General features: G+C 51.4%; 14 protein-coding genes. 6 read left to right on the forward strand and 8 right to left on the reverse strand.

Annotated features, from left to right (window positions below):
- Positions 1-16: 16 nt before the first annotated feature.
- Both fdxA and mutS read right to left on the reverse strand, forming a co-directional pair.
- Positions 17-340, reverse strand: coding sequence for a ferredoxin FdxA (gene fdxA / locus QWY82_RS10720; protein WP_290262120.1), 324 nt, complete (start codon positions 338-340; stop codon positions 17-19).
- Between the two features lie 87 nt (positions 341-427).
- Entirely contained in the window at positions 428-3,046 is a 2,619-nt protein-coding gene (gene mutS / locus QWY82_RS10725) for a DNA mismatch repair protein MutS (RefSeq protein WP_290263517.1), read from the reverse strand.
- Positions 3,047-3,128: 82 nt separating this feature from the next.
- Between mutS and QWY82_RS10730 the strand changes: the two genes are divergently transcribed.
- The 4 genes from QWY82_RS10730 (at position 3,129) to QWY82_RS10745 (ending at position 5,916) form a co-directional block, all read left to right on the forward strand.
- The gene (locus tag QWY82_RS10730; RefSeq protein WP_290262123.1) at positions 3,129-3,620 is read left to right on the forward strand and encodes a CinA family protein; all 492 of its coding nucleotides are present in this window, start codon (positions 3,129-3,131) and stop codon (positions 3,618-3,620) included.
- A gap of 135 nt (positions 3,621-3,755) precedes the next feature.
- The gene (recA, locus tag QWY82_RS10735; protein ID WP_290262126.1) at positions 3,756-4,802 is read left to right on the forward strand and encodes a recombinase RecA; all 1,047 of its coding nucleotides are present in this window, start codon (positions 3,756-3,758) and stop codon (positions 4,800-4,802) included.
- 75 nt (positions 4,803-4,877) lie between these two features.
- Entirely contained in the window at positions 4,878-5,357 is a 480-nt protein-coding gene (locus tag QWY82_RS10740; RefSeq protein ID WP_290262129.1) for a regulatory protein RecX, read from the forward strand.
- Positions 5,358-5,445: 88 nt separating this feature from the next.
- On the forward strand, positions 5,446-5,916 hold the full coding sequence (locus tag QWY82_RS10745; RefSeq protein WP_290262131.1) for a phosphate-starvation-inducible PsiE family protein: 471 nt from the start codon (positions 5,446-5,448) through the stop codon (positions 5,914-5,916).
- A 726-nt stretch (positions 5,917-6,642) separates the two neighbouring features.
- On the opposite strand, the gene QWY82_RS10750 is transcribed toward QWY82_RS10745, so the two are convergent.
- Positions 6,643-7,374 (reverse strand): transposase, encoded by a 732-nt coding sequence (locus tag QWY82_RS10750; RefSeq protein ID WP_290262134.1) that lies wholly within the window; start codon positions 7,372-7,374, stop codon positions 6,643-6,645.
- A 272-nt stretch (positions 7,375-7,646) separates the two neighbouring features.
- Between QWY82_RS10750 and QWY82_RS10755 the strand changes: the two genes are divergently transcribed.
- A complete protein-coding gene (locus tag QWY82_RS10755) occupies positions 7,647-8,525 on the forward strand; it encodes a PP2C family protein-serine/threonine phosphatase (RefSeq protein ID WP_290262136.1) in 879 nt (292 codons plus the stop codon).
- 348 nt (positions 8,526-8,873) lie between these two features.
- On the opposite strand, the gene QWY82_RS10760 is transcribed toward QWY82_RS10755, so the two are convergent.
- From QWY82_RS10760 to QWY82_RS10775, 4 genes are all read right to left on the reverse strand, one after another.
- Positions 8,874-11,237: a penicillin acylase family protein gene (locus QWY82_RS10760; RefSeq protein WP_290262138.1), complete on the reverse strand. Its 2,364-nt coding sequence runs from the start codon at positions 11,235-11,237 to the stop codon at positions 8,874-8,876.
- A gap of 201 nt (positions 11,238-11,438) precedes the next feature.
- Positions 11,439-12,593, reverse strand: a complete 1,155-nt coding sequence (gene nagA / locus QWY82_RS10765; protein WP_290262140.1) for an N-acetylglucosamine-6-phosphate deacetylase — start codon at positions 12,591-12,593, stop codon at positions 11,439-11,441.
- The gene (locus QWY82_RS10770; protein WP_290262143.1) at positions 12,593-13,645 is read right to left on the reverse strand and encodes an SIS domain-containing protein; all 1,053 of its coding nucleotides are present in this window, start codon (positions 13,643-13,645) and stop codon (positions 12,593-12,595) included. The genes nagA and QWY82_RS10770 overlap by 1 nt, the downstream gene beginning before the upstream one ends.
- 82 nt (positions 13,646-13,727) lie before the next feature.
- Positions 13,728-14,753 carry a LacI family DNA-binding transcriptional regulator gene (locus QWY82_RS10775; RefSeq protein ID WP_290262146.1) on the reverse strand — a complete coding sequence of 342 codons (1,026 nt, stop codon included), beginning with the start codon at positions 14,751-14,753 and terminating at the stop codon, positions 13,728-13,730.
- A gap of 227 nt (positions 14,754-14,980) precedes the next feature.
- Between QWY82_RS10775 and pgi the strand changes: the two genes are divergently transcribed.
- On the forward strand, positions 14,981-16,627 hold the full coding sequence (pgi, locus tag QWY82_RS10780; protein WP_290262149.1) for a glucose-6-phosphate isomerase: 1,647 nt from the start codon (positions 14,981-14,983) through the stop codon (positions 16,625-16,627).
- Here the strand turns inward: pgi and QWY82_RS10785 are convergent.
- The gene (locus QWY82_RS10785) at positions 16,619-18,727 is read right to left on the reverse strand and encodes a prolyl oligopeptidase family serine peptidase (protein ID WP_290262151.1); all 2,109 of its coding nucleotides are present in this window, start codon (positions 18,725-18,727) and stop codon (positions 16,619-16,621) included. The two genes, pgi and QWY82_RS10785, sit on opposite strands and share 9 nt — an antisense overlap.
- Positions 18,728-18,785 lie beyond the last annotated feature (58 nt).

Below are 18,785 nucleotides of genomic sequence, written 5' to 3' on the forward strand. Positions count from 1 at the left end.
TGCCGCTTGCTCGGGCTTAGCGCTCCAGATATTGCAGCTTGTTTTCAACGCCATCCCACTCAGCGGCATCCGCCGGGGCATCTTTCATCTCGGTGATGTTGGGCCAAACTTGTGCCAGCTCAGCATTCAGTTCTAAGAATACTTCTTGACCTTCCGGTAGTTCGTCTTCTGAAAAGATGGCTCCTACGGGGCATTCTGGCTCGCACAGGGCGCAGTCAATACATTCGTCTGGGTGAATGACGAGGAAGTTGGGGCCTTCATAGAAACAGTCAACTGGGCAAACTTCCACGCAATCGGTGTGTTTACATTTAATACAGTTATCACCAACTACGAATGTCATTTATTGCACTCCGTCTTAATACGAAAAATTCGCCGGCATTCTACCGTAACCTTTGGCAGGTTTCTAATCTTTTGCGGCTAACGTCACTCAAATCTGCTGTTTTAGCGCGTAAAGGAGATCAAGTGCCTGCCGCGGTGTTAGCTCGTCTAGGTCTAATTTCTCCAATTTTGTCACCACTGGGTGGGGTGGGGCACTAAATAGCTCGCCTTGCCAAGGATCTGGCGCTGGTTCACTCTTTTTCGCAGCCTGCCTTTCCACCACTGCACCGGCGTCAATTGGCGCGACACTAGCCCCGTGGCTACCCGCTTCCAATTGCGCTAATTGTCGCCTCGCCATGGCTAATACTGCTTCGGGAATGCCGGCGAGTTTTGCCACCTGAAGACCATAGCTCTGGCTGGCCGGGCCATCTTGAATATGGTGTAAAAATACAATGTTATCTTTGTGTTCCGTGGCGGTTAAATGCACATTGGCAACTCCAGCGAGTGTCTCAGGCAACGCGGTGATTTCGAAGTAGTGGGTGGCAAACAGGGTAAATGCCTTGACCGTTTGGCCCAAGTGCATGGCCGCCGCCCACGCCAGCGACAGACCGTCGAAGGTGCTGGTACCACGGCCCACCTCATCCATTAACACCAAGCTGTTCGGCGTGGCATTGTGCAGAATATTGGCTGTTTCGGTCATCTCCACCATGAAGGTCGAGCGGCCGCTGGCGAGGTCATCGCTGGAGCCGATACGGGTAAAGATGCGATCTGTTAGACCCAGCTCGCACTGCGCAGCGGGTACGAAGCAGCCTATTTGCGCCATCAATACGATGAGCGCCGTTTGTCGCATGTAAGTCGACTTACCGCCCATGTTGGGGCCGGTGATGATCAGCATGTGGCGCTGTCTGGATAGCGCTAAGTCGTTGGCGACGAAAGGCTGGCTGGACACCTGTTCCACCACCGGGTGGCGGCCTTTTTCTATGTGAATACCGGGTTCTTCGGTAAGTGAGGGCTTACAAAAATTGAGATGCTCGGCGCGCTCGGCAAAGCTTGCCAGCACGTCCAGCTCTGAAACGGCGGCGCTGGCATCCTGCAATTCAAGTAAGTGCTCATTGAGGGTTTCTAGTAGTTCTTCATAGAGCGCTTTTTCACGGCTTAGGGCGCGGCTTTTGGCCGACAGCGCTTTATCCTCAAATTGCTTCAGCTCGGGCGTGATAAAGCGCTCGGCATTCTTTAATGTTTGGCGGCGAATATAGTCGGCCGGTGCTTGATCGGCTTGGCCCCGGCTCAGCTCGATGAAGTAACCGTGCACGCGGTTATAGCCCACTTTCAAGGTGGAAAGTTTGGTGCGTTCCTTCTCCCGCGTCTCTAAGTCGATCAAAAATTGGCCGGCATTGGTGCTAATAGCGCGCAGTTCGTCGAGCTCTGGGTCGAAGCCCTCGGCAATCACGCCGCCTTCGCGAATCACCACCGGTGGGTTTTCGATCAAGGCGCGGTCGAGTAGATCGACTAGCAGGGGAAACTCGCTCACTAGGCTCGCCAGTTTGCGAATACGGGCGCTGTTCGACTCGGCTAACTGTTGTTGCAAGAGTGGGAAGCAGGCGAGAGAGCTTAACAGGCGGCTCAAATCCCGCGGCCGCGCCGAGCGCAGCGCCAGGCGCCCCAAAATGCGCTCCATATCGCCGACATTTTTTAAACTCTGGCGGATGGGCTCGAAGGCATAATCAGCGAGCAGCCAGCTGATGGCATCTTGGCGCTGGGTTAGGGTGTTTAAGTTGCGCAGCGGCCGATTAACCCAGCGCCGCATTAAGCGCCGCCCCATGGCGGTAACGCCGGTGTTGATCACCGACAGCAGGGTATTCTCCTCGCCGCCGCTGAGGTTGGTATCTAGCTCGAGGTTGCGCCGCGTTGCCGTGTCCATGGCCACCGCCTCGTCGCGATTCTCAAACGCTAGCGTGCGAATATGGGGTAACGCCGTGCGCTGGGTTTCGCGCGCGTAGCTAAGCAAGCAGCCGGCGGCGCACAGGGCGTGGCGAAGGTGGGAGCAGCCAAAGCCGTCTAGATCTTGAGTGCCAAATTGTTGGTTCAATAATCGCAATGCCGTATCCAGCTCGAACTCCCAAGGCGCGCGGCGGCGTAAGCCCTTGCGCTTGGCGAAGAGCTCGAGCTCCACCAGCTCGTCGGCCACTAGCAGCTCGGCTGGGTTTAAGCGTTGCAGCTCGGCCGCTAGCGCTTCTAAGCCTGTCACTTCTAAGAGCAGGAAGCGGCCCGAGCCGATATCGAGACTGGCGATGCCGTAGTCGTTATCTTGCGCGTGTACGGCGACGAGTAGGTTATCTTGGCGCTCGTCGAGCAGCGCCTCATCACTGACGGTGCCGGGCGTGACGATGCGCATGACCCTGCGCTCGACTGGGCCCTTACTGGTGGCTGGGTCACCCACCTGTTCACAAATGGCGATGGACACCCCTTGTTTGACTAAGCGCGCGAGGTAGCCGTCGGCTGAGTGGAAGGGAATGCCGGCCATGGGAATAGGTTCGCCATTGGATTTGCCCCGTGCGGTCAGGGTGAGATCCAATAGTTCACTGGCGAGTTTGGCGTCGTCGAAGAATAGCTCGTAGAAGTCACCCATCCGGTAGAACACGATTTCATGGGGGTGTTCGGCCTTAATGCGCAAATACTGTTGCATCATGGGCGTTTCATTGGAGAGGTCTTGGACGGCTTGGTTCATAATGTCGACTGTGCTGGTCAGGATCAAGCGGGGTATTCTACGCAAATCTACCTTGGTCATAAACGTTGTTTAGGAGAAGTTAATGACAGCAAGCCAAGATCACTTGGTTCAGCAGATAGCGGATCAACTTGTCGCCCAGGCGGCTAGCCTAAGTGTTGCGGAGTCCTGCACCGGTGGTGGTGTCGCGCAGGCACTTACTGCCGTGGCGGGTTCCTCGGCGTGGTTTGGTTATGGTTTTGTGACTTATGCCAATAGCGCCAAGATAGCGCTCTTGGGGGTGGATGAGGCGACACTTACTCAATTCGGCGCGGTGAGTGAACAGGTGGCGGTACAGATGGCGGAGGGCGCGAGAGCTAGGGCGTCGTCCACCTGGGCATTGGCGACCACCGGCATCGCTGGCCCAAGTGGTGGCAGCGCGGAAAAGCCCGTGGGCACGGTTTGGTTTGCCTGGGCTGGTCCCCGGGGAACACACTCGCGACGCTGTGTATTTGCCGGTGATCGAGCCTCTATCAGAGAGCAGGCGGTTGTGGTTGCCTTGACTGAATTAACTAAATTAATAAAATTTACTGTATAACCATATAGTACTGGTTGCGCATACAGTAAAATTGTCTTAAGCTACTCAACATAGATTGGTTAAGCCAACACATTTTGCTAACAAGCTCAGTAATGAGCAGACAACGTACAATTAGAAAATTACAAAGGTATCAACATGGATCAGAACAAGGACAAAGCCCTACAGGCAGCGCTCGCTCAAATTGAACGTCAATTTGGTAAGGGCACCGTGATGCGTATGGGCGATCGCGAGCGCATCGCTATGCCATCTATCTCAACCGGTTCATTGGGTTTGGATGTTGCCTTGGGCATAGGCGGCCTACCGAAGGGGCGTATCGTTGAAATTTACGGACCTGAATCCTCCGGTAAAACCACCTTGACCTTGCAAGTAATTGCCGAGGCCCAGAAAAAAGGTGGTGTCTGCGCGTTTATCGATGCCGAACACGCCTTAGACCCTATTTACGCAGAGAAGCTGGGCGTAAATGTTGACGACCTAATCGTCTCCCAGCCGGATACCGGCGAGCAGGCTCTAGAAGTCGCAGATATGTTGGTGCGCTCCGGCGCTGTGGATGTGCTCGTGGTGGATTCCGTGGCTGCACTGACGCCTAAGGCGGAAATCGAAGGCGAAATGGGGGATCACCATGTTGGTTTGCAAGCGCGCTTGATGTCTCAGGCGCTGCGTAAAATTACTGGCAATATTAAAAATGCTAATTGCCTAGCTATTTTTATTAACCAAATTCGTATGAAAATTGGTGTCATGTTCGGCAACCCTGAAACCACTACCGGTGGTAACGCACTCAAATTTTACTCATCTGTGCGTTTAGATATTCGCCGCACGGGTGCTGTTAAAGACGGCGACGAAGTGATTGGCAATGAGACCCGCGTTAAAGTGGTTAAAAATAAAGTCGCACCACCCTTTAAACAGGCTGAATTTCAAATTTTATACGGCCAGGGTATTAATTTGCAGGGCGAAATTATCGATTTTGGTGTGAAACTCGGGCTCATCGATAAGGCGGGCGCCTGGTATAGCTATAAAGGCGATAAAATCGGCCAAGGTAAGAGTAACGTCGGTAAGTTTTTAGTAGAAAACCCAGCAATACAGGCGGAAATAGAGCAGCAGGTTAGGGCAGAGTTGTTGGGTGGAAAGATGAAAGCTGAATCTTCAAGCGATGAAGACAGCGTTGTAGAAACGGAAGAATCATAAGGTTGTTAGCTCGCCCCGCAGTGTCAAAGCTGCGGGGCTTTTTTTTGCTTAAAAAAGGCTACAGAGGGTACTGACATGAAGTCTGCGCGGGCACCGTTGCAAACGGAAGCAGAAATTATGGATGCGGCGTTAAGTCTGTTATCTCGACGAGAATACAGCGAGGCTGAACTGACGCGGAAGTTGCTGGAGAAAACCGAACAGCAACATCATGTAGAAAGTGTATTAGCTCGGGTTCAAGAGTTTGGCTATCAAAACGATCAACGTTATACCGAAAGTTATATCCGCTACGGTATTAGCCAAGGCAAGGGTGAGAGCTGGATAGCTATGAAGCTGCGTCAAAAAGGCGTGTTGCCCGCGTTAATTGAGGCCTGCTTACGCGATGCGGAGCCCTGTTGGCAAGATATCGCTTTGGCACAGTTGGAACGAAAATTTAAAAGCCAAGGCTGTGATTTGCAGGAAAAGGCCAAGTGGTACCGTTTTTTGGCTTCCAGAGGCTTTAACCCCGATGCAATTTCCAGCGCCGTTGAGCGCCACGCCCAAAATCAGCTAGCGTGATGTTGTAGTTTACGACCTACGGGATTGTGATCTAAAGGTTTTCATCCAGCGTAGCTAGTGGGTGAATTCATTAAAGAGCGCATAGACGGTGACTAATAACGACGAGCTGCACCAAGAACTTCCGAAAGATCACCCCGATCCCTTGATTTCCTTTTTTCATAAAATTATTCAATACGCGGTGAAAGTCCTTGCCGGCTTAATGGTGTTGGTGATTATTTGGGGTATAGGTGACGTGTTATTTGTCTTATACCAACGGTTGATGGCTCCACCCTTCATGCTGTTGGATATTAACGATATCTTTTACGTATTTGGCACTTTTATGGCCGTACTCATCGCCATTGAAATTTTTATCAATATCCGATTATATTTGGGCTCTAATACCTTTCCGGTAAAGTTGGTCGTGGCGACGGCTTTAATGGCAATATCTAGGAAAGTTATTGTATTGGATATTGAAAAGCTATCTTATGAATATGTGTTTGCCATCGGTGTTACGATTTTAGCGTTAGGTGTTACTTATTGGTTACTTACGCTGAAGCAACCCGGGAAGATAGGAGTGTAAGGACTGTAAAACATTAATTAGTATTATTAATGGCGTGCGTGCAGCTTATCGCAAATGTCGTTAAAAATGGATTGCTAGAGTCTTAGTTTGAGCCAAGCATGTAATGCTTTCTTTGTATGAAATCCTATCGGTGCATTTTTGACGGCCGCGGCAATTTTCGATAATTTATAACTCAGTAAAGCGGGTGATAGATTTTTGCCTCGCGCCTATTGAATTCATTGGTGGCGTAAGAAACGCAGCCCTCCTTATTGGTCTCGTTTTACCAGCCCGACGGAAGCTGTTGCAACAACAGTTCCAGAGGTGCTCAAAGGCATAATTCATTAAATCCGAAGGAGCCGCTAGGTGAGGTTGTCCTCTGGCTGCAAAAGTCGCACTAACTTTGCGCCTAGCCAAGTAGAAGTATATGAAAAGGTGTATGAAAATTTATGCCGGCATGGCCTATAGCAATGGGTAACATCTTTTGAATTTTGGTGCAGTGATATTAGAAAGTTAGAGAGTTTGTAAAAAATAATTGTACATCTATACGCTTAGATGCTCCAACTCAGCGGGAAGGATATGCCGGTAAGTCGGTGTCCACTCAACTTATTGTGCGTGGTAGATTTTTTGGTGTGTAGAGGAGGCTAACCTTAGTGGTTAGCCTTTTTCTTGAGTGACTATACCTATCTTCGCATTGGCTACGCTGGCATCTAATAAGAGCGCCGAATGGTTACCCAATCATCTAGGGCGCTAAACGGTGCTGGTTTTATTCTCGCCTGTCTTTGTTGGTTGCTCATCTTGCTTGCGCGGACGGCCTCGTTTCAGTGGCCGCACGCGCTGGTTAGCAATTCGCTCGATACGGTCTTTAAAGGAATCTCCCCCTAACACTTGGCCTAACTTAACCGTTTCTGCAATGTAGGTTAAAAGTCGCGAGTCAAAGGCATAGCGAAATAGTTTTCGGTACGCCTGTACTCGCTCGCGCGTGTTTTTGCCGAGCTCAGTATAAAGTCGGTGATCTTTAATCAGCTCACTGGTCTCTAACGTCGTATGAAAGTTAAAGCTCGACCAAGGGTATTCGCCAGGTTCGTTTGCCAAGCCCAAGTACATGGGCTTGAGCTCTACATAGCGATAGCAGGTGAGTAAATAGGCTTCTGAGTCGATAAGGCTAGATTTATAGCGTCCGCCCCAGAGCGTACCCGAGCGCCGGTATCGGTGATTTACGTACTGCACATAGCGCCTACCGAGGGATTGCATCATCGAGGATATGCCTTGCTCTATGCGCGGCGTGGCGATGAATTGCACCATGTTCGGCAGTAATACGTAAGCATGAATATCGACGCGATATTGCTCTGCAGCTGTTTTTAGGCTCTGTAAATAAAATTCGTAGTCTTCATCATCAAAAAAACAGGGCAAATTATTGTGGCCTGTTTGTACGATGTGCTGCGGTATATCGGGTAGATTGAGTCGCGGTAATCTTGCCATCTTGGCAGGGAGTCCCTATTTGGTTTCGAATCCTTTTGAATAGCCTTCCCTATGGGGCAGCGCATTATCGCAAATCTGGGTGCAATTTTTCAAATACCTATGGCAAGAGTTTGTGGTGCTATCGTACTCATTTGGTTTGTATCTGGCGTCTTTGGGCTGTCAATCGATTATAAATCGTTGGACTTGCTTTAGTTTTGAAATTGGATTGCGCTAAAATGCCAGCGCAGCATGTTGCCTGATGGAGGCGGCAGGAGCCACATTGGATTAGTGCGATGACACCAAAGGAAGCAATTCGCCTCGCCATAAATGGTCGAACAGATATCGGCCAAATGCGGGATGAAAATGAGGACCATATTGGTTGGTATAATCATCCTTCATTGCCGATGGGTTTTGTCGTTATTGCCGATGGTATGGGCGGTTATACGGGCGGCTCTAAAGCCAGCCAAATTGCGGTTAAGTCAGTAACCGAGCATCTCGAAGCCCTGCCCACCAGTACTTTTCAGGCTTGTACGCCCGATCAGCAATTGTTAGTCATCCATGCCAAAATTTTAGATGCGCTGAATGCCGCAAATGCTGGAATTTTGGATGCTAAAATAACCGCGCCTCAATTAGCCAATATGGGAAGTACAATTGTACTTGCATTGGTTTGGCAGGATAAGGTCACAATTGCCCATTTAGGCGATTCACGCGCGTATCTCTGGAATAAAGAGGGTCTTTGTCAGCTCACCAGTGATCACAGTTTGGTTCAGGAGATGATCGATAGCGGTTCCTTGACCGTTACCCAGGCGCGCTCCAGTCGCGTTAGAAATCACATTACTCGAGCCTTAGGTGTGACTGATTTCATTGAACCTAACATTAATACTTATGCGTTAACCCAAAACTCATTATTGATGTTGTGCAGTGATGGCTTAACGGAGTATCTCGACCACGGTGAGCTCGAGTTTGTGTTGTCGACCCATAGGCCAGCCCTGGAGTGTTGCTATCGTTTTATTTCGGAAGCCAATGAGATGGGCGGGAAAGATAATATTAGCGTCGGTATTATCGAGTACACGGTGGATAAAAACGTGAATGCCGGTCAGGTCAATATTTCAGTGCCCGCACCCAGTGCGCAAGTGGAAGATGTGACGGTGCGAAAAGAGTCGCGAGCTTAAATATAAGTTTCATTGAAAAAGGCCTTCGATGAAGCACTGCTGTCCCACAGTTATGTCGCGGGAGAGTTTGGTGCCCGTACTAGCGACCGTCACCCGCATGGGTTGATATCGCTAATAGGCAAAGCATGCTTTGCAGCGATAGCAACGCCCACAATGTGTCATTGTGGGCCGGTCCCAAAGGGCGGGTGTTGAGACTAGATGGATGTATTCACGTCGTGTTGCTAGTGTGGGCACCAAACTCATGTCCAAGTACACGCCGAGATGTCGCATCTACTGTGAGGCTTAAAGCCTAACGATGGTCATATCGTTTTTGTGGGACAGCAGTGTTCGATGAAGGCCTTTTTTTATTTATGGACTTATTATCAGTGTGTGTGTCGTTTTACCCTTGAGCCAAGGCGAGGCTCTCCCATCTACCCAATCTTGATGACCATTGCCAAAAAACGGTGACAGCGGGTGCGCACTTTGCCCTGTTGCCATGTGAAAAATGCCTTCAGATTCTCGCCCAGGTGAAACGACAAAACGCTCGCTGGCGCCGTGCGTGGGCGTTTGCACTCGCGGCATGTGGGTGTCGCCATTGAGTGGTTCATGGGGCATGGACATAAACCACTTGATGGGGCCGACAAAGCGCGCCATGGGGTGTTCGATAATCACTTTATTGGCCTCGCCCCAGGTATTATCGGCGAGACTGCCGTCTTTATATAAAGGCTCCACCACCGCGTTAATGGCGAAAAGTTCCAGTTCATCCCAGCTGCTAAAGTCTGGATTGAGTAGGTGCAGCGGTCTGGCTTGCAGTAGGCTCCAAGCTGGGTATTCGATTTGCCGGTTAGCGTTTGCTAAATCGAAGTTTGGATCGATGGTTTGCATATAGCTAATCAGCGGTGCGGTTAAATACTCGATGGTCTTTAATCGGAACTCGCGCACTAGTCGATAGCCTACAGAGTCTATTTCCGCCCTTGCTGTCCATTGTTCTAGGTGCGCTTTCGCTTCAATCAATGAGGGCTGAGTAATGTCCGCTTGCGACAGGCGTTGCAATAGATGATCGCGCCAGGGCGTTAAGAAAACGGCCTTGTCGTCCAGTTGAATGTTGAGCAAGTCATTTTCGTCAAAGCTTTCTAGGGCGAATAAATCGTCTCTAATTTGCTGCTGCCGCGCACCAAGGGCGTAGCCAGAATCACCCATCCTTTCGAAGGCCTCATCTGAAAGGGTTCTTGCATTGGCCGTCCAAATGCGTTGGTTTTCCGGTGTAGATATGGCGGGATGTTCATCCAGCCCACGAATCCCTTGCCATGATCGCGAGCCATCGCTCCAGCTTTCAGGTAGTTTGCCGTCGGTACCGACACGCTTGGGAAAGGGGCCAGCGATGGTCCAGCCGATAGCGCCGCTATCGTCTGCCATAACGAGGTTTTGGTGCGGCATACCGAAACTGGGGCCGAGCTTAAGCGCATCGGCCACGGACGCCACAGACTCCATAATATAGGGACCCATGTTGGCGCCAGTTATGTCGTGCGCCGTCCATCTCAGCGCTAAGAGCCGGCCTTTTGAGTCTTCTCCGATGACCGGGCCCCACTGGGTTTCCCGGACTTGGAAGGAATGTGTGGCTTGGTCTTTGATCGCGATGGCTTCTTGGAAAAGTTCAAATGCCTGCCAGCCCTCGGCGGTTTTGTAGGCATCTTTGCTGTCATTGAGCTCGAGCAAAATAACATCGGACCAATCGCCCTGGGTATTGGTGAAGCCCCATGCCACTTTGCCATTTGAGCCTGCGACGACTAAAGGAGTGCCTGGGAGCGTGGCGCCGCTGACTAAACGCCCGGTATCAGGATGTTGCCACTGGGCGCGAAACCAAATATTGGGCACCCGAATGGCGAGGTGCATGTCATCGGCAATCATGGCGCCGCCATGTTTGGAGATAGCACCCGACACAGCCCAGTTATTACTGCCGACGACGACATCCTCAGACACTATGGGCACATAGCGCATCGCGGTCGAATCGGGCATTAAATCGGACCAACCGGTGCTTGGGATAGGCGCTGAGGCTAGGCTGGCCCCGGTTGTGTCGCTTTCTATCAGCGGCGCGTCCCACTGGCCTCCTTGTTGTGTGAAAAAGGCGTAGAGGTCAGCGGGTAAAGATTCGGCCATAATACCGCGGGTGCGTTCGAACCAACCTTGATCGTCTTGCAATACGAGAATCATGCTGAAGACGGTAAGAATACTGTCTTCTGGCTGCCAAGGGGCAGGGGTTTGCCCGAGCAGGGTGTACTCAAAAGGGGCGGCCGATAAACTTTCTAAACCAAAGTTAACGCCCTTGCTGTAGGCATTCAGAATATCGATGGCGTGGCTTGGGTAGTGCTGTAAGTTGCGTTGAGCCCGAGCGCGGAATCGATGTAATCTTACTTGCTTGTCGTGGTCTAGCGCCGCTTCTCCAAACAGCGCCGACAATTCGCCGGCGGCGTTGCGCCTTTGTAAATCCATCTGAAAAAAGCGTTCTTGGGCATGGGCAAAGCCTAGGGCAAAAGCGATATCAGCTCGAGTTTTACCTTCAATCTCTACGATGCCTTGCGCGTCTCGCTCAATCGATACCGGGGCTTGCAGATCGGATTGTGTTAGCGTGCCGTCGAGTTGCGGCAAACTCATGCGCAAGAGTAGGTAGATCGCGGTAATTGAAATGATAATAAGTGCGACAACACTTACGGATAAAACGCGCAAAAATTTCATGCCTGCTCCAAGGGTTTTATTATGGCTCCATAGTAGCAGGTCACTATTTATCTAACAGGCGGATTTGTGACTGGCTGTTCATTACCTTGCTTGTCCATCGTCCTGCTTGTCTAGGGTATTAGTAGCGAATAGGCAAAGAAAAATAGGCAGCTAAGCCGCCTATAGAATTTTTGACAAGAGGGTTATATCGGCTTGCGCAGACTAAATATATTGCACCAATTGGCCATCAATCCAACTGTGATGCACATTAAAATCATCATCGATGGTGATGCAGTTAGCGCGAAAATCAGGTTTGAGTTGCCCGAGCTCCGATGCCATACCCAACATCTCGGCTGGGTAGGTGGACGCCATTCGGATGGCTTCGCCCAAGGCTAGGCCCAATAATTCATGGGTGTTTTTAACGGCGCCAATCATATCCAGGTCTGAGCCGGCGAGCGTATCGTTAGCGGTGGCACAGCGGCCATCCTTAGCAAATATTTTTTCGCCATTTAAAATAAAGGATTTTTCGCTGGCACCTACGGTCGGCATGGCGTCGGTCACCAATACCATTTTGCCTTTAGCTTTTGCGGCTATAGCGACTCTCAGCGTGGCAGGCGCAACGTGATAATTATCGACAATAATGCCACACCAACTATGGTGATCTTCGAGTGCGGCACCCACCACACCGGGTTCTCTACTGGTGAGCGGCGTCATCGCATTAAATAGGTGGGTAAAGGCTTTCAAGCCGCTATCGAGGGCGAGTTTTGTTTCCTCGTATGTTGCCGCCGTGTGACCCGCGGCAACAATAACGCCGGCATCGGCAAGGCGTTTTATCATTTCCGGCGTGGTGCACTCAGGTGCTAGTGTTACGTAGGTTTTACCACTCTTGAGTGAGGTCAGCAGCTCGAAAGCCTGTTCGTCTATCACTTTAAACTTTTCTGCGTTGTGTACGCCTTTACGCAAACTGTTTAAAAACGGGCCCTCTAAATGCACGCCAATAACACCGGGCACTTTCTTTGCCATCGCCTCGGAAACGGCTTTGATGGTGGCGCCCACCACAGAGAGATCGTCGCTGATTAAGGTGGGTAAAAAAGAGGTGGTGCCCAGCTTTCTGTGGGCATCACCTATGGTGCAAAGGGTTGCGACACTGGGCTTGTCGTTTAACAGAGCCCCGCCGCCACCGTTGACTTGGGTGTCGATAAGCCCAGGAATAAGTTTTAATCCAGTCAGGTCGACCAGCTCGTAGTTAGCCTTTTCCAAGCCACTTGCTGGCACCAACGCGCGAATCTTATCATTGGCCAGCACTAGGGCTTTATCGCTGTGCCAGTGCTCGCCGTCGAAAATGGTTGCATTAATGAGCGCGGTTAGGCGTTGCATTAGAGGGTCTCCGTGACCTTGCGAAGGTGTGGTGGTTCATCTGGATTGTAACCGCGCGCCACGGATAATGCGTTGGCCATTTTATAAAAGCTTTGAATGGCCAAGAGCGGCGCGAGAGCGGGGTGAGCGCCGCCAACAACCTCTAAGCTTAATGGGCCTACGGCGCGTTCGCCGGCGACTAGTACTTTGGCCGAGCGAGCTTCAAAGTCTTTAATCAAGGCGTTAAATCCGTCGCTGGTTTCGTCCTGCTGCGCCAGCATGAGTACGGGGAAGCCGGCTTTTACGATGGCCATGGGGCCATGTTTTACTTCCGCCGAACTAAATGCTTCGGCGTGCAGGCCGCAGGTTTCTTTGAATTTCAGCGCTGCTTCCTGCGCCACGCCGAAGCCTAAGCCTCTGCCGATGACGAATAAATTGGATGCATCTTTTAAGGTGTCAAGCGCTGCGGACCAATCACATTGCCAGGCGTCGGCCAGCAATTGCGGCAGTTGTTTATACGCCTTCTGTAATAATTGATCTTCGCTCCACTCGCTCACTAGGTGCAATATCGCACTCAAGGTTGCGATGTAAGACTTGGTCGCCGCGACACTTTTTTCTGGCCCAGCTCTGAGTGGAATAACCAGATCTGCCATTTGCGCCAGCGGTGAATCTTCAACATTAACGATGGCTAGGGTCAGTGCGCCGGCCGCTTTTGCCTGCGCCACACCGGCTAATAGGTCAGGGCTTTTGCCCGACTGAGAAAACGCAATATACAAAACCCCGTGCAGCCGTTGTTTGGCCAGGTAGACCGAACTAACCGAGGGCGATGCGGAGGAAGTCAAAATGCCGGTGCGAGTCTCGATAAGATACTTGGCATAGGTTGCTGCATGATCCGAACTGCCGCGCGCCAACGTTACCACGGCGCTAGGGTTGAAGGCTCTAATAGCCGCCACGGCTTGTTGAACAGCGTCCTGATTTAAGGTTTGTTGGTTGGCCACCACATCGGCGCTCGACGCGGCTTCCTGGTACATCAAGGTTTGTTCTGCTTGGATGGTGGCGAGTGCGCTGGACATCAAATTCCCCAATAATTGTGAGACAACGTTGTCATTGTGAGGTAAAAAAACGGGCCTGTAAAGCCCCGTTTCACCCCTTATTTCATTGTGCGGCGGGGCAGCTCGAATCTCGAACCACTAATTTAGGATAAAAACCTTGATTCGCAGCATCGCTATCGTCATCGCGCTGGGACCGGATATCGTTGATAAGCAGTTTGGCGGCTGTCTGTGCGATGGTGTTATTGGGTTGTTGCGCAGTGGTGAGTTTTGGCCATGCTTGGCGAGAAAAGGGTGAATCTTCGAAGCCGACAATGGACAGCGCTTGGGGCACGGCAACGCCTAAAATACGCGCGGCAAATAAAGTACCCGCGGCAATTTCATCGTTACAGGCAAAAATAGCGGTGGGCTTATTGGCCAGTGACAGCAATTTTTTCGAGCGTTCAATGCCCGATTCAAACGCGTACTCGCCGGGTAGGATGAGCGATTCATCAATGGCTAAGTTATTCTGCTTGAGCGCGTCTTTGTAACCCTCAAGGCGCTCGCCACTGGAGGCGTGCTCCATATCGCCGCCGAGAAACGCAATGCGTTTGTGGCCTAAGTCGATCAAGTATTGGGTGATGTCAAAACCTGCGGTTTTATCGTCGATAAAAACGCAGGGGGATTGGCTGTCCGGTGCGTGCGAACCCGATAAAATACGCACAAAACGCACCTTTTTCTTTTTCAGCGCCTCGATAACCGCTGGCGTTTCCGACAGTGGTGGCGTTAACACTAAACCGCCGACGCGCGAGCGATCGAGCATTTCTGTCAGTTCGGAAAGTATGTCCGGCGATCTTGCATCACAGGGGTGAATCACTAATTCATAACCCTCGGTTCTGCAGGTGCTCAAAATGCCATTCTGCATTTCGATGACGTAGTTGCTGTTGGGGTTGTCGTAAATGAAGCCGATTGAAGAGGCGGCACCGCGCATGAGTCGCGCGCCTAAATTGGGTTGGTAGTTTAATTCTTTAACGGCAGCCAATACTTTTTCTTGCAGCTCTTGCCCGACACTCGGCTCGCGATTAATGACGCGAGAAACGGTTTTAAATGATACGCCGGCAAGTTTTGCCACGTCCTTGATGGTTGCCTTCATGGGGTTTGAGGTGCCTTTTTGCAAAATACGGATTCGAAGATGGGGCTAGGGTAGAGCGATTCGCGGGCTTCGGCAAGCCGAAACACCTTTCGGGCTCTGGTCTGTTTAGCTCGAGACGGTTATGGCTGCCACAGCAAGAAAGAAAGCGAACTTCGCATTGACAAGGTTTGATTGCTTGTGGAAAATGAGACAACGTTGTCATTTTTTATCGAAATTAAGGTTCCGTTATGTCTTCCAGAGCAGAGTTGCCCGAGTGGCAGAATTTGGTTCAGCACGCCGCGGCAGTTAAAGATCGCTCCATTTCGGGCTTGTTTCAGCAAGATGCGCAACGCTTTTCCAATTGCTCGCGCAGGGTGGCCGATAAGTTGTACGATTTTTCCAAAAACAACCTCTGCGAGACCACCTTTGAGCGCCTGTTAGATTTGGCTAAAGCGGTGGATTTTCCGGCTTGGCGCCAACAACTTTGGGATGGAGTGCCATTAAATAGCACCGAAAATCGCGCCGTGTTGCACGTGGCTTTACGGGATAGCAGCGGTCGTGCCTATTGGGTAGACGGTAAAAATATCGCCTTAGATGTGCAGCGCAGCCTAAAACAAATGCGCCGCTTTTGCGCTCAGGTTCGCTCGGGTCAATGGCTCGGGTACAGCGGCAAAACCATTACCGACGTGGTGAGTATTGGTATTGGAGGCTCCAATTTAGGCCCCCAAATGGCCTGCGAGGCCTTGGCGTCTTATGCCGACGACAGGCTTAAGGTCCATTTTGTGAGCAATGTCGACGGGGTGCAAATTCGCCGTGTACTGGCCGATTTAGATCCTGAGCGAACCCTTTTCGTGGTTGCCTCTAAAACCTTTACCACGCGCGAAACCCTGTTAAACGCGCGCACGGCGAAGGCCTGGTTATTGCAACAGGCTGGTGCAAACGACGCGGTGGCAAAACACTTTGTCGCGGTGACCTCTGCGGTGGCAAAAGCGCAGGCCATGGGCATAGCGCCGGAAAATTGTTTTGAGATGTGGGATTGGGTCGGCGGGCGTTTTTCACTTTGGTCTGCCATCGGATTACCGGTGGCACTGTATTTAGGCTTTGACCAGTTCGAGCAGATGCTGGCCGGCGCCTATGAGGTGGATCGACATTTTTTTGAGACGCCAGAACGCGACAATGTGCCCTTGTTAATGGCCTTGATTGGGGTGTGGAATAACACTTTCCTCAATATGCCAACGCAGGCCATTTTACCCTACGATCAGGCGTTAAAATATTTGCCGGCTTATTTACAGCAAGCGGAAATGGAGAGTAACGGCAAAACCGTCAACCGCGCGGGCGAGTCGATTTCCTACACCACTGGTGCGATTTTATGGGGCCAGTTGGGCATTGATGGGCAGCATGCTTTCTATCAGCTGTTACATCAGGGTGCTCATAACGTTGCCGCAGATTTCATTGGCTCAGTCACACCCGTGCTGGAAACAGATGAGCACCATACGAATCTTTTGGCTAATTTATTTGCCCAGACTCAGGCTTTGATGGACGGTGTGGATGAGCAGGCGGTGCTCGCCGATCTCGCGGCGCGCGGTTTATCGGAGGCAGAACAACGTGCCCTGGCACCGCATAAAGTACATAGAGGTAACCAACCGACCAGCACGCTATTGATGACAAAAATTACCCCGCAAAGCTTGGGCGGTTTAATTGCGCTCTATGAACACAAAATCTTCGTGCAAGGCGTGATTTGGGATGTGTGCTCTTACGATCAATGGGGTGTTGAGTTAGGCAAACTGTTGGCGAATAAATTGGAGCCACAGCTGGAGGGTGAAGAGCCGCCGGCAACACAGGACGGCTCTACCTCTGGGTTGATTCGCTATGTGAGAGCCCAGCAGTTAGCGTAAGGTTTCCCACAGTAATGTGTAACCAAGGGCAACGCGCTTTGCCAGTTGCTCTTTGGTGCTAGAGCCGCCGTGGCCGCCTTCGCGGTTTTCATAATACTCAACGCGGTGGCCCTGAGCTTTCATTTTAGCGGCCATTTTGCGCGCGTGGCCTGGGTGCACGCGGTCGTCTTTGGTTGAGGTGTAAAACAAAATCGGTGGGTATTGTTGTTCGGCGCTGACCTTTTGGAAGGGCGAGTAGGTTTTCAGCCACTGCCAGTTTGATTCTATGTCTGGGTTGCCGTACTCGGCCATCCAGCTCGCGCCGGCAAGTAGCCTATGGTAGCGCTGCATATCTAACAGCGGCACGCCACTGATAACGGCACCGTATAACTCTGGGTGTCTAACCATCGTGGCGGCGACGAGTAGGCCGCCGTTACTACGGCCCTCAATACCTAGATGTTTGGCCGAGGTGATCTTCTTGTTAACCAAGTCTTGTGCCACAGCTTCAAAATCCTCATAGGCTTTGTGGCGATTTTCTAATAGCACGCTGCTATGCCAAGCGGGGCCGTACTCACCACCGCCGCGAATATTGGCGAGCACGAATACACCGCCGCGCTCGAGCCAAAGTTTTCCGTAAACGCCATTTAGATCTTCATAGGAGCCGGAGTAAGACGGTTTTAACGAAACCCGAAAGCCTCCGTAGGAAAAAATATGGGTTGGGTTTTTACCGTCAAATTGGGTGTCTTTTTTCATCACCGCAAAGTAGGGAACCTGGGTGCCATCGGCGGATTGGGCAAAATACTGTTCAACCTTTAATTCGCTGGCGTCAAAACTTGCCGCTTGGGCGGCGACCACCTGGGATTTCAGGTTGGTGTCTAGGTAGTACAGGCTGGGCGGGGTAAGAAAATCTTCAAATCGCGCGAAAAACGCGCCGCTTTTCTGATCAATAGTTTCAATACTTAGGCTGCCCACCGAAGGTAAATCTAAGGCTTGGGAGCGCCAGTTGCCGTTAACCGAGGTGTACAAACGCGCCTGTGCTTTTACGTCGACCAAGCCAATGGCGAGAATGCCGCGCGGGCTTGCGTGTAATTCCTCGACGATAAACTCTGGACTTGGCTCTATCAACAGTGCGATGTCGTGGGCCGCCGCTTTTTCGGGTGTGACCAGTGCTTGTGGCCTGATTAACAGCACCGCGCCTTCGGGAAATAGGCGGCCGTTGAACTGCCATTCTTGTTTCAGTGAAACTAACAATTGGCCTTTTATAAAGTCGTTAATGGTGGCGGTTGATGGCAGAGCGATATCGCTCAGCTTACCGTTGGCGAGCAGCTGATAGCGAGACTCCCAAAAGGTGGTGGCGTCGGTAATGATGTCGACGCTGAACTGGCCGTCTTTATAGCGATGGCCGCTGGCCGATACCGAGCTCTTGTCGGCGCTATATAAAAGTTTGGCATCGGTAAAGGCGGTGCCGCGCGACCAAATACGCACTTGGCGTGGGTAGCCGGAATCCGTTTGGCTATCGGCGCCAAAATCGGTGCCGAGGTAAACCTGATTTTCGTCAATCCAGTCGATATTTGTTTTTGCCGCCGCGAGGTTAAAACCTTGCGCGACAAAGCTCAGTGTTTCCGTATTAAATTCGCGCACTTCGATGGTGTCGCCGCCGCCCTCTGACAGCGACAGCAGGCAGAGGCGGTATTCCGGCGCTAGGCAATTTAAGCCCTTAAACACCCATTTCTTGTTTTCCTCGGCCGACAGGGCGTCGAGATCGACGACGGTCTGCCAAACTGGGGCGTTAGCAATGAAATCACTGACTAAGCTGCGCCGGTAAACGCCCCGCGGATGTTCCGTATCCTGCCAAAGGTTGTAAACGTAGTCGCCCTTTTGATCGATCTTTGGCAAGCGCTCCGGGCTAGACAAAATAGCCAGCGCCTGATCATACAGGGGCTGATAGAGCGCAGATTTGCCGAGTCTGGCCGCCGTTTCACTGTTATTAGCATCGACCCAGGCAATGGCGGCTTTACCTTCTACCTGTTCTAACCATTGATAATCCTCAGCGCTGTCTTGCTCGGTCGAGCAGGCAAGCAGGTTCAAAAGGAGACTAAAGCAGGCGAGATATCTGAACATTCCGGCGTCCTATGGCTGATTGTTAGCGTGAGTATAGGGTTTTGTGACTGTATGACGA

The organism is Simiduia curdlanivorans (genome assembly GCF_030409605.1).
Lineage (GTDB): Bacteria > Pseudomonadota > Gammaproteobacteria > Pseudomonadales > Cellvibrionaceae > Simiduia > Simiduia curdlanivorans.

Excerpts from the sequence above, each read along its gene's own strand:
- QWY82_RS10740 (WP_290262129.1), top strand. The coding sequence starts at position 4,878 with ATGAAGTCTGCGCGGGCACCGTTGCAAACGGAAGCAGAAATTATGGAT.
- QWY82_RS10730 (WP_290262123.1), top strand. The coding sequence starts at position 3,129 with ATGACAGCAAGCCAAGATCACTTGGTTCAGCAGATAGCGGATCAACTT.
- recA (WP_290262126.1), top strand. The coding sequence starts at position 3,756 with ATGGATCAGAACAAGGACAAAGCCCTACAGGCAGCGCTCGCTCAAATT.
- QWY82_RS10750 (WP_290262134.1), bottom strand. The coding sequence starts at position 7,374 with ATGGCAAGATTACCGCGACTCAATCTACCCGATATACCGCAGCACATC.
- QWY82_RS10770 (WP_290262143.1), bottom strand. The coding sequence starts at position 13,645 with ATGTCCAGCGCACTCGCCACCATCCAAGCAGAACAAACCTTGATGTAC.
- mutS (WP_290263517.1), bottom strand. The coding sequence starts at position 3,046 with ATGAACCAAGCCGTCCAAGACCTCTCCAATGAAACGCCCATGATGCAA.
- QWY82_RS10760 (WP_290262138.1), bottom strand. The coding sequence starts at position 11,237 with ATGAAATTTTTGCGCGTTTTATCCGTAAGTGTTGTCGCACTTATTATC.
- nagA (WP_290262140.1), bottom strand. The coding sequence starts at position 12,593 with ATGCAACGCCTAACCGCGCTCATTAATGCAACCATTTTCGACGGCGAG.
- pgi (WP_290262149.1), top strand. The coding sequence starts at position 14,981 with ATGTCTTCCAGAGCAGAGTTGCCCGAGTGGCAGAATTTGGTTCAGCAC.
- QWY82_RS10785 (WP_290262151.1), bottom strand. The coding sequence starts at position 18,727 with ATGTTCAGATATCTCGCCTGCTTTAGTCTCCTTTTGAACCTGCTTGCC.
- QWY82_RS10775 (WP_290262146.1), bottom strand. The coding sequence starts at position 14,753 with ATGAAGGCAACCATCAAGGACGTGGCAAAACTTGCCGGCGTATCATTT.
- fdxA (WP_290262120.1), bottom strand. The coding sequence starts at position 340 with ATGACATTCGTAGTTGGTGATAACTGTATTAAATGTAAACACACCGAT.
- QWY82_RS10755 (WP_290262136.1), top strand. The coding sequence starts at position 7,647 with ATGACACCAAAGGAAGCAATTCGCCTCGCCATAAATGGTCGAACAGAT.